At 66.1% G+C, this 14,704-nt stretch carries 17 protein-coding genes; 6 read left to right on the plus strand and 11 right to left on the minus strand.

Annotation, left to right across the window (positions count from 1 at the left end; all coding sequences use genetic code 11):
• Positions 1-104: 104 nt before the first annotated feature.
• Positions 105-569 (plus strand): c-type cytochrome, encoded by a 465-nt coding sequence (locus tag DK847_RS15295; RefSeq protein WP_111199393.1) that lies wholly within the window; start codon positions 105-107, stop codon positions 567-569.
• 10 nt (positions 570-579) lie between these two features.
• On the opposite strand, the gene DK847_RS15300 is transcribed toward DK847_RS15295, so the two are convergent.
• Together DK847_RS15300 and DK847_RS15305 are read right to left on the minus strand one after the other, a co-directional pair.
• Positions 580-1,170 carry a Tgt2/MlaC family protein gene (locus DK847_RS15300; protein WP_111199394.1) on the minus strand — a complete coding sequence of 197 codons (591 nt, stop codon included), beginning with the start codon at positions 1,168-1,170 and terminating at the stop codon, positions 580-582.
• Between the two features lie 73 nt (positions 1,171-1,243).
• Positions 1,244-1,852 (minus strand): MlaC/ttg2D family ABC transporter substrate-binding protein, encoded by a 609-nt coding sequence (locus tag DK847_RS15305; RefSeq protein WP_111199395.1) that lies wholly within the window; start codon positions 1,850-1,852, stop codon positions 1,244-1,246.
• 185 nt (positions 1,853-2,037) lie between these two features.
• Between DK847_RS15305 and DK847_RS15310 the strand changes: the two genes are divergently transcribed.
• On the plus strand, positions 2,038-3,024 hold the full coding sequence (locus DK847_RS15310) for an ArsR/SmtB family transcription factor (RefSeq protein ID WP_111199396.1): 987 nt from the start codon (positions 2,038-2,040) through the stop codon (positions 3,022-3,024).
• The gene (gene metF / locus DK847_RS15315; RefSeq protein WP_111199397.1) at positions 3,021-3,902 is read left to right on the plus strand and encodes a methylenetetrahydrofolate reductase [NAD(P)H]; all 882 of its coding nucleotides are present in this window, start codon (positions 3,021-3,023) and stop codon (positions 3,900-3,902) included. Before DK847_RS15310 ends, metF begins: the two co-directional genes overlap by 4 nt.
• A gap of 7 nt (positions 3,903-3,909) precedes the next feature.
• Here metF and DK847_RS15320 read toward each other — a convergent pair whose 3' ends face one another.
• Entirely contained in the window at positions 3,910-4,530 is a 621-nt protein-coding gene (locus DK847_RS15320) for a glutathione S-transferase family protein (protein WP_111199398.1), read from the minus strand.
• A gap of 254 nt (positions 4,531-4,784) precedes the next feature.
• On the opposite strand from DK847_RS15320, the gene DK847_RS15325 reads away from it, so the two are divergent.
• Both DK847_RS15325 and DK847_RS15330 read left to right on the plus strand, forming a co-directional pair.
• The gene (locus DK847_RS15325) at positions 4,785-5,699 is read left to right on the plus strand and encodes a lysophospholipid acyltransferase family protein (RefSeq protein WP_161957308.1); all 915 of its coding nucleotides are present in this window, start codon (positions 4,785-4,787) and stop codon (positions 5,697-5,699) included.
• A 100-nt stretch (positions 5,700-5,799) separates the two neighbouring features.
• On the plus strand, positions 5,800-6,348 hold the full coding sequence (locus DK847_RS15330; RefSeq protein WP_161957309.1) for an ABC transporter substrate-binding protein: 549 nt from the start codon (positions 5,800-5,802) through the stop codon (positions 6,346-6,348).
• A gap of 6 nt (positions 6,349-6,354) precedes the next feature.
• On the opposite strand, the gene tam is transcribed toward DK847_RS15330, so the two are convergent.
• The gene (gene tam / locus DK847_RS15335; RefSeq protein WP_111199401.1) at positions 6,355-7,125 is read right to left on the minus strand and encodes a trans-aconitate 2-methyltransferase; all 771 of its coding nucleotides are present in this window, start codon (positions 7,123-7,125) and stop codon (positions 6,355-6,357) included.
• An 81-nt stretch (positions 7,126-7,206) separates the two neighbouring features.
• On the opposite strand from tam, the gene DK847_RS15340 reads away from it, so the two are divergent.
• Positions 7,207-8,091, plus strand: a complete 885-nt coding sequence (locus DK847_RS15340) for a LysR substrate-binding domain-containing protein (RefSeq protein WP_161957310.1) — start codon at positions 7,207-7,209, stop codon at positions 8,089-8,091.
• 10 nt (positions 8,092-8,101) lie between these two features.
• Here the strand turns inward: DK847_RS15340 and DK847_RS15345 are convergent, their stop codons facing one another.
• The 7 genes from DK847_RS15345 to DK847_RS15375 form a co-directional block, all read right to left on the minus strand.
• Positions 8,102-8,704 carry a L,D-transpeptidase gene (locus DK847_RS15345; RefSeq protein WP_111199402.1) on the minus strand — a complete coding sequence of 201 codons (603 nt, stop codon included), beginning with the start codon at positions 8,702-8,704 and terminating at the stop codon, positions 8,102-8,104.
• Positions 8,705-8,979: 275 nt separating this feature from the next.
• A complete protein-coding gene (gene ettA, locus DK847_RS15350) occupies positions 8,980-10,635 on the minus strand; it encodes an energy-dependent translational throttle protein EttA (RefSeq protein WP_111199403.1) in 1,656 nt (551 codons plus the stop codon).
• 191 nt (positions 10,636-10,826) lie between these two features.
• Positions 10,827-11,591 carry a TerC family protein gene (locus tag DK847_RS15355; RefSeq protein ID WP_111199404.1) on the minus strand — a complete coding sequence of 255 codons (765 nt, stop codon included), beginning with the start codon at positions 11,589-11,591 and terminating at the stop codon, positions 10,827-10,829.
• A 62-nt stretch (positions 11,592-11,653) separates the two neighbouring features.
• A complete protein-coding gene (locus DK847_RS15360; protein WP_111199405.1) occupies positions 11,654-12,037 on the minus strand; it encodes a hypothetical protein in 384 nt (127 codons plus the stop codon).
• Positions 12,034-13,446, minus strand: a complete 1,413-nt coding sequence (locus DK847_RS15365; RefSeq protein WP_111199406.1) for a radical SAM protein — start codon at positions 13,444-13,446, stop codon at positions 12,034-12,036. The genes DK847_RS15360 and DK847_RS15365 overlap by 4 nt, the downstream gene beginning before the upstream one ends.
• Positions 13,443-13,895 (minus strand): hypothetical protein, encoded by a 453-nt coding sequence (locus DK847_RS15370; protein ID WP_111199407.1) that lies wholly within the window; start codon positions 13,893-13,895, stop codon positions 13,443-13,445. Before DK847_RS15370 ends, DK847_RS15365 begins: the two co-directional genes overlap by 4 nt.
• Positions 13,892-14,581, minus strand: a complete 690-nt coding sequence (locus DK847_RS15375) for a prolipoprotein diacylglyceryl transferase (RefSeq protein ID WP_111199408.1) — start codon at positions 14,579-14,581, stop codon at positions 13,892-13,894. The genes DK847_RS15370 and DK847_RS15375 overlap by 4 nt, the downstream gene beginning before the upstream one ends.
• Positions 14,582-14,704 lie beyond the last annotated feature (123 nt).

Here is a 14,704-nt window from a genome sequence, read left to right on the forward strand (position 1 = left end):
GAGGACGGAGTTAAGTCGCCCAGGGTTAGCGAAGCCTTAATTGACCGATGTCAAGGCTCTGTTCCGGCCCGGGCGCGATGCTTCCGGGTGATGCGGAGGATTGAATGATGAAGCGCAAGTATCTCGTCCTGGCACTGGCAGTGGCCGGCCTCATGGTGGCTGGCGCGCATGACGCCGTGGCCGAGGGCAGCGTCGTGGGCGCGCCCCTCCTCAGCGAAGGCATCAGCCTCCAACTCGGACAGCGCGACTACATGAACTACTGTGCCGCCTGCCACGGCGCCGACGCCAAGGGCGACGGCACGCTGGGCGAGTTCCTCACCCTCGCGGTGCCGGACCTCACCAAGCTCTCGAAGCTCAACGCCGGCAAGTTCCCGGAAGAGCGCGTGATGGGGGTGATCGACGGCCGTGCCGACGTGAAGGTTCACGGCATGCGCGACATGCCGGTGTGGGGCGACTGGTTCAACCGCGAGGCAGCAAGTTCCGACACAAGCTCCGCCGCGCGCGAGCTGATCGTCAATGATCGCATCGCCTCGCTGATGAACTATCTGAAGAGCATCCAGGTGAAGTGAGGCGCATGCCTCAGCGGTTCAGTGCCGCCACCAGCTGCGCCACGTCGCCGTTGCGCTTGGACAGGAAGGACGTGAAGATGCCGCGCTGCAGGTAGGTGAGCGAGAAGCCCATCACCTTGGCATCCTCCACCTTGAAGCCGCCCCCCCTTTTGCCGAGCCGCCACACCACCGTGTAGGACTGCCCGTTCATCAGATAGACCTTGGTGTCGACGTTGATGTCGCTGCCATCGGCGTCGGCATCGCCGATCTCGTATTTCGACACGACATAGTCGCGCGACTGGTCGGCGAAGTAGCGCGCCATGAAGCTGGCGGTACCGCTGTAATAGGCCTGCTTCTGCGACGGCTGCAGCTTGCTCTTGTACTGGCCCAGTGAATAGTCGGCGATCGAAGCCACGTCGGCATGGCGCTGAATGGCGCGCTTGAAGCTCGCCACGGTGCCCTGCCGGTGCGCCGCGAGCATGTCCTTGGCCACCTTCTTCATGTAGGCGATGGCGGCCTCCTCGGGGCCGGCCAAGGCAGGCGATGCGAAGGCCACGGCAAGCCCCGCAAGCGCGGCGCGGCGCGTCAGTGCGGCGGACAGGAGCGGGCGGGTCTTCGACATGATTCGCTTTCTTTGAAGCCGTCCTTTCCGCCATAAAGGACAGGTTGCGGCGGCGTCAACAACGCCGCCCCGCTCACCACGTATTGGCTTCCTTCAGCTCGGCGAAGAGCGGGCCGAAGTCGCCCTTGGACGCCTTCAGCACCTTGGAGAAGCGGTCCTTCATCGAAATCGTCAGCCACACGCCCTTGACGTTGACGTCGGCGACGCGGAACCCGCCGCCCGACGGCACCAGCCGCCACCTCACCTGCTCGCGCCCGCCGCCACCGGTGATGGCCGACTGGATGACGGTGAACTTGCCCTGCTTGGTGGTCGAGATGATGTCGAGCTTGGTGCCGCGGAAGTCATCGACATAGTAATTGAACAGGGCCGCGGCGTAATTGTTGACCAGGGCATAGAATTCCGACCGCTTGCCGGCCGGCAGCTGCTTGGCATAGGGGCCCAGCGCATAGTCGGCGATGCCCTTGAGGTTGATGTAGCGGTTCAGCAGCGAGGCGAACTGCGATTTCAGGGCCGGTCCCTTCTTGCCGTTGTTGGCAAGCCGCATCACCTGCTCGGCGATGCCGGAAACATAGTCCTCGGCCGCCGTATTGGCCATGGCCGGCGTTGCGAGCCCGAAGGCCGCCGCAGCCGCCAGTCCAAACAGTGCCCGCCGGGTCAGCGGACCATTCACCCCGTCCATCATCAATCCTCCACCACAGGGCCGCAGCGGCACCCCAACTCACGCCCTAATACGCCGTGAAATCGTGACGAATGCAAGACCGGGAGGGGCGCCTTCACAGCTTGCTGAAAACGCCATCATCCACGCGCCACAATAGGCGTCTTGCGAGCAACATAAAGATATGTTTATGTGGTTATGGAGGTTCATGGATGGAAGAGCTGCTCTCCGGCCTGCGCGCTGCAGCGGAATCGACCCGCGTGCGCATCCTGTTCATCCTCGCCCATGGCGAGGCCAATGTCAGCGAGTTGACCCAGATCCTGGGCCAGAGCCAGCCGCGCGTCAGCCGCCACCTGAAGCTCATGGCCGAAGCGGGCCTCATCAGCCGCCACAAGGAGGGCAACTGGGTGCTCTTCCGCCTCCGCGAGGAGGACATGGGCGGGGCGCTCGCCCGCGCCATCGTTGACCTGCTGCCCGGTGCCGATGCCGTGCTGGCGGGTGACCTTGCCCGGCTGGAGGAGATCCGCAGCCGCCGCGCCGAGGCCGCCTCGCGCTATTTCGCCGAAAACGCCGCCCGCTGGGAACAGCTCCGCTCCCTCCATGTGCGCGAGGAGGATGTCGAGCAGGCCATGGAAAGGCTCGCCGGGCCCGCGCCCATCCGCCTCCATGTCGACCTCGGCACCGGCACGGGCGCCGTGCTGCGCCGCTTCGCCGGCCTTGCGCAGCAGTCGATCGGCATCGATTCGAGCCGCGACATGCTGGCCATGGCGCGAGTGAACCTCGATGCCGCGGGCGTGCGCAACGCCCAGGTCCGCCACGGCGAGATCTATGCCCTGCCCTTTCCCGACGGCTTTGCCGACTTCGTCACCATCCACCAGGTCCTGCACTTCCTCGAGGACCCGGTGCGCGCCTTGACCGAAGCCGCCCGCATCCTCGAGCCGGGCGGCCGCCTGCTCATCGTCGACTTCGCCCCGCATGACCTCGATGAACTCCGCTCCGAGCATGCCCACCGCCGCCTCGGCATCGCGGCCGAACACATGGCGCAATGGCTGGGCCGCGCGGGCCTTGCGCTTGCACAGCATGACGTGCTGGCCCCGCCATGGCGGCCGCAGGGCAAGGGCCTCACCGTGTCGCTGTGGCTCGCCACGCAGCCGCGTCCCGCCGTCACCATGCCTGCATTGAAGGACCACGCCACATGATCGCCTTCGCGGAAGACGTTTCCGGCATCACCGTCTCCTTCGAGTTCTTCCCGCCCAAGGGCGATGCGCAGGACAGTTTCTGGCAGACCATCCGCAAGCTCGAAACGGTGAACCCGTCCTTCGTCTCCGTGACTTATGGTGCCGGCGGCACCACGCGCGACCGCACGCTGGAGACGGTGCGCCGCATCGCCGGCGAGACGACGCTGAAGCCCGCCGCCCACCTCACCTGCGTCGGCGCCTCGAAGGCCGAGGTGAATGCCACGGTGAACGACTTCGCCAAGGCCGGTGTGCGTCACATCGTGGCGCTGCGCGGCGATCCGCCGGGCGGCGTGGGCACCCGCTTCACGCCGCACCCTGATGGCTACCGCAACGCCGCCGATCTGGTGCGCGGCATCAAGGAACTGGGCGACTTCGAGGTCTCGGTCTCGGCCTATCCCGAGCGCCATCCCGAATCCGTCTCGATCGAGGAAGACCTTGCCTTCATGGCCGACAAGGCGGAGCATGGCGCCAGCCGCGCCATCTCGCAGTTCTTCTTCCACAATCCCTTCTTTCTCAGGCTCAGGGACCGCATCGCGGCGCGCGGCATCGACATCGAACTGGTGCCGGGCATCCTGCCCATCACCTCCTTCGCGCGCGTCAGCGAATTCGCCGCGAAGTGCGGCGCGCATGTGCCGCCCGCACTCGCCACGCGCTTCGCGGGCCTCGATGACGAGCCCGAGACGCGCAACCTCGTGGCCGCCATGGTCGCTGCCGAGCAGGTGGATGCGTTGCGGCGCGAGGGCGTCAAGCACTTCCACTTCTACACGCTCAACCGCGCCGACCTCGTCTATGCCATCTGCCGGGTGCTGGGCCTCGGCGCGGAAAAGAAGGCGGCGTAGCGAGGCGTCACATCTCGTTTCGGGCCCACACCTTCTTCACCGCCTCATTCGCCAGCACGGCGTCATACATGCGCTTCAGGTTCGGGTGCCTCGCGAACAGCGCGCCCATGTCCGGCGCCCAGGTGCACAGCATGGCGGCATAGATGTCCACCGCGCTGAACCTGCCCAGCATGAAGGTCTTCTCGCCCAGCGCGTCGGCATAGATGGCGAACTCATGCAGCATCATCTCGGCCGCCCGCGCCTTCACGCCGTCCGCGCCGCCGGCATCCGTGGTGAAGCGCTGCGGGTAGAACAGCCGCAGGTCGCTGCCATAGAGCGCCGCCGCGAGATAGACCTGCCAGCGCAGGAACTGGGCCCGCCCCGCCTCCCCCGGCAACGGCGCCATGCCCGCCCTCGGGAACTGCTCGGCGATGTGGATCATCATCGCCGCACTTTCCGTCATCACGCTGCCGTCGGGCAGCACCAGGGTGGGCACCTCGGCCTTGGGGTTGATGGCAATGAAGAAGTCCTCGAAACTGCCGTCCGGCTTCCGGTCCAGCACGGTGACCTCGTAGTCCGCCCCGCAGGCGGCCAGCAGCGCCTCGACGGCCACCGACCCGGCACCGTTCCGGGCATAAAGCTTGTACATGTCTCTCCCCTCGGCTTTGCGATTCCCGCCAGATTGGACCGCCCCTGCCCCGCTTGGCAATGCGCCCGCACGCGCCGTTCACATGTTCCGCCACCCGTCACACGCCCGTCATCGGGCGGCCGGAAGGATGACGGCAACGAACCCGGCGCGAATCGGCAAATTCCATGGCGGAACTCCCCTTCTTTGACGTGTCTCCATTGCATCGGCACACGCGAAGTGCGATGGGTGGTTGGATTTATGACGGTCGGCCGCCCATGCCAAAGAGCATCGCACTCGCCCCCAAGAAGGTCCGCTTCAGCTATTCCACCGCTGACCAGCCGGTGCTGCAGCGCGCCGTCATCCAGGCCATCGAGAAGATCGGCGGCCAGCGCAAGCTCAAGAAGCTCTATGTCCAGCACCAGAAGAACCTGAAGGACGGGCAGAACTTCTTCGATTCCGCCCTGCGCCTGCTGCGCATGCGGCTCGAATATGACGAGGCGGCCCTGGCCCGCACGCCCAAGACCGGCCCCGTGATCTTCATCGCCAACCACCCCTATGGCGTGCTGGACGGCATCACGCTGACCTGGCTTGCCACCAAGGTCCGGCCGGACACCAAGGTTCTGGCCAATGACGTGCTCTGCCAGGCGCCGGAGGCCGCCGAGAATCTGCTTCCCGTCGCCTTCGCCCCCACCCGCGAGGCGCGCGAAACCAATGTGCGCTCGCGCATCGAGGCGCAGAACTGGCTGCGCCAGGGCCATGCCATCGGCATCTTCCCCGGCGGCGGCGTCTCGACCTCCGAGAAGCCGCTGAAGGGGCCGGCGGTTGACCTGCCCTGGGCGCCCTTCACGGCCAAGCTGCTGCGCTCGTCGAAGGCCACGGTGGTGCCGGTGTTCTTCGTCGGCCAGAATTCGCGCCTCTTCCAGCTGGCCAGCCACCTCAGCCTCACGCTGCGGCTGTCGCTGGTGTTCCGCGAAACCGCCCGGCGCATCGGCTCGCGGCTGAAGATCAGGGTGGGCGAACCCATCCCCTTCGAGGAGATCGCCCACATCGAGGACCGCGCCGAACTGGTGAAGGAACTCAGGAAGCGCACCTTCGCGCTGGCGCGGCCCGAGGACATCAAGGGCTCGAACCTCGATCTCCATCTGCGCGAGGCGAAGATTGCCGGGGCCAAGTCGCGCCCCGAGGAGTGACGCCGGTCACATCGGTCCCGTTGCACGGAACTTAAGTCTTCCTCAATCGTGTTATGGTGCAGTTTCCAACACAGCCGATGCTTTACCCAGGGTGATTCCCGTGCGCCGTTTTGTCCTCGCTCTCCTTGCAATCGCTTTCTCGACCTTCGGCCTCTCCAGCGCGGCGCTGGCGGACAAGTGCCCGGCCGAGGGCTTCGTCAAGAGTGCGGGCCAGGCCTATGACCGGGCTGCGGCGGCAGGCTCCGCCTCGGCCTTCGCCTCCGCCGCGGCGCGCTTTTCCGACCTCCGCTCGCTCAGTTTCTTCGCGCTCGGCCAGTACCGCAAGGACCTGCCCAAGTCGCGCGAGGCGGAGTATCTCGACCTCACCCGCAACTTCATCGGCAACACGCTGAAGCGCCACGGCAGCGGCCTGCGCGGCGGCAATCTCGAAGTCATCGACTGCGACGCCTCCGGCAGCGGCCTCGTCGTCACCACGCGCTCGGCCAGCGGCAAGAAGATCGTCTTCCGCCTGGCCAGGGCGGGCGGCGGCTACACGGTGAAGGACGTCAACATGCAGGGCATCTGGCTGGCCCAGCAGATGCGCTCCAAGTTCACCGGCACCGTGTCGCGCAAGGGCATCGACGGGCTCTTCGCCTATCTCGGCGGCTGAGCCGCCTCAGCGCACGCCCACCAGGAACAGCCGCGGAAAGCGCAGCAGCACCTTGCCGTCCGCCTGCGGCGGATAGGCCCTTGCCAGCATCGCGCGATAGGCCGCGAGAAACGCCCCGGCCTCATCCGCCGCGAGCGGCGCCAGGAACGGCCTGAGTCCCGTCGCTCCCAGCCAGTCCACGATGCCGTCCACGCCGTCCAGCGGATGGTTGTAGATGGTGTGCCAGATGTCGAGCCGGGAAAAATGCGGCTTCAGCCGCGCATAATAGGTGTCGGCGCCGGGCAGCACGTCACGCGCCGCTGCCGCAGCCTCCAGCCTTGCCGCCCACGGCCCCAGCGCCGCCGCCTTCTGCATCAGCCGGTGGCTGGGTTCGCCCAGATTGTCCGGCATCTGCACCGCCAGCACGCCGCCCGTGCCCAGCGAGGCGGCCAGCCGCTCCAGCACGTGAAGGTGATCGGGCACCCACTGGAAGGTGGCGTTGGAGAACAGCAGGTCCGGCTGCTCCGGCGGCAGCCAGATGGAGAGGTCGCCAAAGCCGAAGTCGGCCCCCGGGCAGGCCGCGCGCGCGGCCTCCAGCATGGCGGGTGAATTGTCGATCCCCGTCACATGCGCCTGGCGGAACTTCGTCACCAGCAGGGCCGTCGAATTGCCGGGCCCGCAGCCAAGGTCATAGATCCGGCGCGCCGCCACCAGCGGCACATGGGCCAGAAGGTCCCGCGCCGGCCGCGTCCGCTCGTCGGCGAAGGTCAGGTAATGCGAAGGGTTCCAGTCGCTCATGGCGCAAGCCTAGCACGTGCCGGGCGGCACCGCCTGCCCGTCCTCTGGCCTGAGCCATCGAACTGCCTTATAGCTTGCCCCATGCGTGACCTCCCGCCCCTGGCCTCCATCCGCGTCTTCGATGCCGCCGCCCGGCACCAGAATCTCTCCCGCGCCGCGGAGGAGCTGAACATGACGCAGTCGGCGGTCAGCTACCAGATCAAGCAGATCGAGGCCTTCGTCGGCGCTCCCCTGTTCCTGCGCGAGGCGCGCGGCGTCAGGCTCAATGCGCGCGGCGAGCAGCTGGCGCCCATGGTGCAGGCGGCGCTTGCCAGCCTGTCGCGCGCCTTCCGTGCGGTGTCCGACAAGGCCCATTCGGTGCTGACGATCTCGACCATGCAGACCATCGCCGGCAACTGGCTGGCCCCGCGCATCGGCTCCTTCCAGATGCTGCACCCGGAATTCGCGGTCAGGCTCGACATCTCCTCGACCCTCGCCGATTTCGCCGTCGACGGCATCGACGTGGCGATCCGCTCCGGCAGGGGCCACTGGCCCGGCCTCGAGCAGCACCTCCTCTTCGAGCAGACCTTCACTGCCGTTGCGAGCCCCGCCTATCTCGCGCGCGCGGGCCGCCCGAAGACGCCGGAGGACATGCTCAGTCACGTCCTCATTGCCCCGTCGGATGAATGGTGGGACATCTGGTTCCGCGCCGCCGGTGTCGCGACGCCCATCACCTTCACCCGCCCCGGCATCGACGTCGAAACCCAGCAGATGGCGGCCAGCGTGGCGCTGGCCGGCCACGGCATCGCCATCATCACCCCGCGCTTCGAGGCGCAGAGCTTCGAAACCGGCAGGCTCGTCGCGCTGTTCGACGTCACCGCCTCGAGCGGCGAGAGCTATTATCTCGCCTACCCCCGTGAACACCGCGCCAGCCGCAAGATCCGCCTGTTCCGGGACTGGGTACTGAAGGAGGCCGCGTCGGACTGACGCCGGCTTCTCAATACTCCAGCACCACCACCTTGGTGCCAAGCTGGACGCGGTTGTAGAGGTCGATGATGTCGACGTTCAGCAGGCTCACGCAGCCGGCCGTCTTCTTGCGGCCGATCAGCGAGGGATCATGCGAGCCGTGGATGCGGTAGATGGTGTCGACGTCGCCCTGGTAGAGATAGAGAGCGCGCGCACCCATCGGGTTTTCGGGCCCGCCCGGCATGCCGCCGTTCTGCCACTTCACGAGCTTGGGGAATTCCGCGATGTGCTCGGGCGTCGGCGTCCAGGTCGGCCACTTCTCCATGCGGCCGATGGTGGCGGAGCCTGACCAGGTGCGGCCCTGCTTGCCCACCGCCGCGCCATAGCGGATGGCCTTGCCATTGCCGAGCACGAGGAACAGGAAGCGCTTCTTGGGATCGACGACGATGGTGCCCGGCGCCTCGGTGGTGTCGAAGTCCACTTCCTTGCGGCGGAACTTGTATTCGATCTTGTTTTCCTCGTCCTTGACCGGGAATGGCTCCTGGCTGAGGTCGACGGCAGCCTCCTGCGCGAAGGCAGGGGTGGTCGCTGCGGCGGCAAGCGAGGCGAGGAACAGGCGGCGGGTGAGGGTCATGGTCTGAATCGCTCGGGTTGAGATTTCGCGCTTCCTAGCACGCAGCGCGGGCGGCGTCACCTTACCGGTTCCCAGGGTTATCAGGCACCCAGCGTCCCCCGGATCATCACGCCCATTCTCCATCCATCGGCATGTGCATCCCCCCCCGATCATCATGCCCGCTCCCCCCCCCCGCTCATCATGCCCGGGCTTGTCCCGGGCATCCTTTTGGCGGCCAAAAGCGATCGCCGGGACAAGCCCGGCGATGATGAATCGGAGAGAGGTGGAGCAGTCCCCTACCTGGCGAACTGCTTGTACTTGATGCGCTTCGGCATCACGCTGTCCTCGCCCAGGCGGCGCTTCTTGTCTTCCTCGTAGTCCTGGAAGTTGCCCTCGAACCATTCCACATGGCTGTCGCCCTCGAAGGCGAGGATGTGGGTGGCCAGCCGGTCGAGGAACATGCGGTCGTGGCTGATGACGACCGCGCAGCCGGCGAAATCCTCCAGCGCCTCTTCCAGCGCCGCGAGCGTTTCCGTGTCGAGGTCGTTCGTGGGCTCGTCGAGGAGCAGCACATTGGCGCCCGACTTCAGCATCTTGGCCAGATGCACGCGGTTCCTCTGGCCGCCTGAGAGGTTGCCCACCTTCTGCTGCTGGTCCGCGCCCTTGAAGTTGAAGGCACCCGTATAGGCGCGCGAGTTCATCTCGCGCTTGCCGAGATAGATGATGTCGTTGCCGCCGGAGATTTCCTGCCACACCGTCTTGTCGGGGTCGAGCGAGTCACGCGACTGGTCGACATAGCCGAGCTGCACGCTCTCGCCGATGGTGATGGTGCCGCTGTCGGGCTTTTCCTGCCCGGTGATCATGCGGAACAGCGTGGTCTTGCCCGCGCCGTTGGGGCCGATGATGCCGACGATGCCGCCCGGCGGCAGCTTGAAGGTGAGGTTGTCGATCAGCAGCCGGTCGCCATAGGCCTTGGACACGCCCTCGAGGTTGATGACCGTGTTGCCCAGCCGCTCGCCCGGCGGAATGATGATCTGCGCGGTGGTGGACTTGAGGCGGTCCTCGTTCACCTTGAGGAGCTCGTCATAGGCCTTGATGCGGGCCTTCGACTTGGCCTGGCGGGCCTTGGGGCTGGCCGAGATCCATTCGGACTCGCGCGCCAGGGCGCGCTCGCGCGCCGCATCCTCGCGCGCTTCCTGCGCGAAGCGCTTGGCCTTCTGGCCGAGGTAAGCCGAGTAGTTGCCCTCGTAAGGGATGCCGCGGCCGCGGTCGAGCTCGAGGATCCAGCCCGTCACATTGTCGAGGAAGTAGCGGTCATGGGTCACGATCATGATCGCACCCGGATAGTCGCGCAGGTGATGCTCCAGCCAGTTCACCGACTCGGCGTCGAGGTGGTTGGTGGGTTCGTCGAGCAGCAGCAGGTCGGGCTTCCTGAGCAGCAGCTGCGTCAGCGCCACGCGGCGCTTTTCGCCGCCCGAGAGATTGTCGATCGAGGCATCGCCCGGCGGGCAGCGCAGCGCGTCCATCGCCTGCTCCACCTGGGCCTCGAGGTCCCACAGGTTCTGGCTGTCGATGATGTCCTGGATCTTGCCGGCCTTCTCGGCATTCTCGTCGTTGTAGTCGGCCATCAGCGCATTGTATTCGTCGAGGATCGCCTTCTTGTGGGCGACGCCTTCCATGACGTTGCCCATCACGTCGAGCGCGGGGTCGAGTTCCGGCTCCTGCTGCAGGTAACCCACCGTGGCGCCGTCAGCGAGCCAGGCCTCGCCGTTCCACTCCTTGTCGATCCCCGCCATGATGCGCAGCAGGGTGGACTTGCCCGAGCCGTTGGGGCCGAGGATGCCGATCTTGGCATCGGGGTAGAAGGACAGGTGGATGTTCTCCAGCACCTTCTTGCCGCCGGCATAGGCCTTGGTGAGGCCCTGCATGTGATAGATGAACTGACGAGCCATCGCGTGACGTCTTTCCTGCAAATTCGGGGATCGGCGCGCCTTCTAGCCGAGCCGGGGGATAAGGGCAACCGGGCGGTGTCCCGCCCCCTGCTCATCATGCCCGGGCTCGACCCGGGCATCCTTTGCGCCGCCCGCAAGAGGGTCGCCGGGTCAAGCCCGGCGAAGGTGAGGTGTCAACACGCGGGAGGCCCTCAGTGCCCCGTGTCTGCCGCCTTCTTCCGCCGTGCCCGGCGCGCCAGCATGTTGAGCAGTTCCACAAGGGCCGAGAAGCCCATGGCGGCATAGACATAGCCCTTGGGCACATGGAAGCCCATGCCGTCGGCGATCAGCGTCATGCCGATCATGAGCAGGAAGCCCAGCGCCAGCATCACGATCGTCGGGTTGGCATGGATGAAGCGCGCCAGCGGGTCGGCCGCCAGCAGCATCACCGCCACCGCCACGATCACGGCGATGTACATGATGGCGAGATGGTCGGTCATGCCCACGGCGGTGATGATCGAGTCGACCGAGAATACGAGGTCGAGCAGCAGGATCTGGAAGATGGCCCCGCCCACGGTGAGGGTGGCGGTCTGGCCCACCAGCGTGTCCTTGGTGTCCTCGGGGTCGACGGAGTGGTGGATCTCCTTGGTCGCCTTCCACACCAGGAACAGGCCACCGGCGATCAGGATCATGTCGCGCCACGAGAAGCCGTGGTCCATCAGCGTGAAGACCGGCGCGGTCAGCTGCGCGATGTAGGACACGGTGGCCAGCAGCAGCAGGCGCATGACAAGGGCGGCCCCGATGCCCAGCTTGCGGGCGCGCGAGCGGTCGGCCTCGGGCAGCTTGTTGGACAGGATCGAGATGAAGATCAGGTTGTCGATGCCGAGCACGATCTCCATGGCCACCAGCGTTGCCAGCGCCACCCAGCCCTCGGCCGAATAGACGAAGGTGAAATGCTCCGCGAAGAAGTCCTGCATGCTGTTCCCGCTTCCCCTGAAAGATCCCCGGCCCGGCTATATGGACCAGCCGGGTGTAACGTTCAACCCTGAGGCGGGTTTCCGCGCTCCGGCAGTTTCCTTGCCACCAGCACCGTCAGCACCGCCTTCAGCAGCAGCACGCCGATCACCGGCACGGCGAGCGTCCAGATGTCGCTTACCTGGAAGGAGATCGACGACCATAAGATCGCCATCACGATGGCGCCGATCACGTCGAGAACGGCCAGCACGTAGAAGGCCCAGCGCTGCGGCTGCGACCTGCCGAACAGCGCCATCAGCACCAGTACGTTGAGTGCCGCGATGCCACCGGGAATCAGCGCCAGGGGGGCAGCCCCGCTGTCGGTGAACTCGGCGAAGACCAGCAGCAGGGCGCAGCCGCCGGCGAACAGCACCACGAGCCCGCAGATGATACCGAGGATGATCTTCATTGCTGCCCCCTGCTCCGCGCCATGCGCGCGCGTGCCGCCTCGTCGCGGTAGAACATGTTGTAGGTTTCGAACGGGATGATCTGCCCGTTGGGTGTCACGAAATGAATGCAGCTGCGCTTCACCCGGCCCACACAGAAATTGTGCCGGTCCATGAACTCGACGATGGCGATGCGGAAGATGTTCTCATAACCGAAGCCCTCCGGCACCGGCACCTCCGGCAGGCAGCACAGCAGGGCGTTGAGCTTCTCCGGATTGTTGCACTCGGCGGTGGAGAGCGAGAAGAAGTTCAGCACCTGGGAATGAAGCTCCGGGTATTTCTCGAAGGTGATGGCATTGGGCAGCGCCTCCACCAGCATGTCGCGCGGGAAGAAGGAGGTGATGGGCGCGATCTTGCTCCCCTTGCGCAGCGCATAGCCGATGGCGATCGATTCCGGGTTGCACGGCAGCGGGATGATGTCGCCCGCCCCGAAGGGTGTTCCCGCCTCCACGATGCGGCGGCGGATGTCGGAGAGCACGATGCGGTCGCGGCCCGGGTCGAAACCCTCGTTGCGGCCTGCATCCTGCACCGGCTGGAAGGTGATGCCGCGCACGCATCGCCACTGCAGCGCGAAGTCGATGATCTCGCCCAGTTCGTCGTCGTTCTGCCCGGCCTTCACCACCACGACGAGGGTGGTCGAGATGTTCTCCCGTTCCAGCGCCTCCAGTGCCTGGCGGCGGATGCGCGTCAGGTCCGCGCCGCGCAGGTTCTTCAGCACCGCGGGCCGCAGGGAATCGAACTGCAGGTAGACCTCGAAGCCGGGCTTGAAACCTGCCAGCGCCTTCACGAAGTCCGGCTCCTGGGCGATGCGGATGCCATTGGTGTTGAGCATGACGTGGCGGATCGGCCGCCGCTTGGCCGCGGCGATGATGTCCAGGATCTGCGGGTGGATCGTCGGTTCCCCGCCGGAAATCTGCAGGAGGTCCGGCTCGCCCTCGGAGGCCACCAGCGCGTCCATCATGCGTTCGATCTCGGCAAGCGGCCGGTGCGTGGTCTTCGCCGCCGATGACGCCGCAAAGCACACCGGGCAGGTCAGGTTGCAGGCCTCGTTCACCTCGATCAGCGCCAGGCAGGAATGCTGCTCGTGGTCGGGGCACAGTCCGCAGTCATAGGGGCAGCCGTTCTCGGTGCGGGTCTGCGGCTGGAGCGGCCGGTCGCCCGGCTTCAGGTAGTCATGGCACAGCTTGTAATATTGCGCGTCGGTGGAGACGAGTGCCTTCTGCACGCCATGCTCGCGGCAGCGCTTGAGATAGTAGACGCTGTTGTCCTCGATGATGATCTTGGCTGGCACCAGCGCCATGCAGTCATCGCACATCGAGGTCGTCTGGCCATAGAAGACATAGGGCGCAACCTTGCGGACCGGCGCGTTCATGCCGTGCCCCTGCCCGGGCCGTTGCGGGTTGCAAAGAGGTCAGCCGTCCAGTCCGCCCCCATCACCGCCATCACCGCCGTGGCAAGGCCCAGCACCGAGAAGAAGCCGATGGGCGGCACATGCAGCCCGACGAAGCCCACGACCCCCGCCGACCACAGCCCAGCCAGCGCCGTCACCACGCGCAGGAACACGTGCTGCTCGTCGCGCTTGCCCTCGCGCGCCTGTTCCACCCGGTCGGCGAAGACCACGGTGAGCAGCCCCGAGAGGAAGGGCGGAAAGGCGAAGATGATGATCAGGATCCACTTGATGACGGTGAAGAAGCCCGGGTTCTCCATCACGATCCAGCCGAAGATGAATTCCCACGCCGCATAGATCGCCGTGCCCACCGCCAGGGCACCCGCCACCTGCAGCCAGCCGATCACGCGGCACCAGAAATCGGCCCGGCTCATGACGCCTTCCCCCTCGCCATCATGGCCAGCGAGTAAATCACGAGTCCGGCGCAAATCAAATGGAACAGATTGAATGTTCCCACAACGCTGCCATAGGGCTTGAGGAATTCCCACAGGAAGCGCTGGCCCGCATAGACCAGCACGAGGAGGTAGAAGCCGTTCTGCATGAAAAAGCCGTTGCGCCGCCCGATCAGCGTCAGCGCAACCGCCAGGAACACCGCCATGGTCAGGGACTCATAGAGCTGCACGGGGTGGCGCGCGATGCCGTCGCCGAAGTCATGGCCCCAGGGCAGACCTGTCGGCGTTCCATAGGTGTCGTCGCCGAGCCCCGCGAGGAAACAGCCCCAGCGCCCGACCACCACGCTGGTCGCGAAGGCCGGCACGAAGATCAGCCCCGTCGAACCCGAAATGCCACGCCAGCGCTTGAAGATCTCGACCGCGATGATCGCCCCCGCCAGTGCTCCCACGATGGAGCGGCCGATGCCCGGCGCGCCGGAGAGCCAGAGGTTGAGCGTCCCCGCCCCGAAGCCCCCGATCGCCGCGCCCATGACCAGTGCAAGGCCATAGAGCGGCCCGGCGGAATCGATCTTCCGCGCGGCATCTCTCAGCCGCCAGTGATAGACGAACAGGGTCATGCCCAGCGCGGCACAGGCGGCAAGTAGGTCGAATACGGTGTGGATCAGCACGAGCCGAGGTTAGGTGAGGAGTTCGACGCGGGCAACAAGACAGCCCATTCTGCGCTCCCGCCTTGATACATCATCGCCGGACTTGTTCCGGCGACCCTTTTCGCCAACCACAAAGGGTGCCCG

Origin of the sequence: Aestuariivirga litoralis, from assembly GCF_003234965.1 — a bacterium.
In the GTDB taxonomy this organism is placed as follows: domain Bacteria; phylum Pseudomonadota; class Alphaproteobacteria; order Rhizobiales; family Aestuariivirgaceae; genus Aestuariivirga; species Aestuariivirga litoralis.